Source organism: Flavobacterium sp. T50_26, from assembly GCF_057652995.1.
Genome location: NZ_JBYFCC010000093.1, coordinates 1 through 236 on the forward strand (window position 1 = coordinate 1; position 236 = coordinate 236).

1 protein-coding gene is annotated in these 236 nt (G+C 36.9%); it reads right to left on the reverse strand.

Annotation, left to right across the window (positions count from 1 at the left end):
• Positions 1-236, reverse strand: a 236-nt coding sequence (locus tag AC23MC_RS16545) for a transposase (protein ID WP_487569418.1), incomplete at both ends; no start/stop codon positions are given.

Here is a 236-nt window from a genome sequence, read left to right on the forward strand (position 1 = left end):
AGCACTTTCTTGAAGAGTTCCATAAAGACTTCTTCTCCATACAATTGACGTGTTCGACTTATGGTGCTGTGCCAAGGTAACATCTCATCAATATCATACCGAATAAACAAACGAACATCTAAACAATTAGAACAATATTCAATGAGTTTTCGATCGGAATTGATGTTGTTCAAATAACCAACCAAACAGATTTTGAAGAACACTACAGGGTCAATACTCTCTTGTCCTTCGTCTCC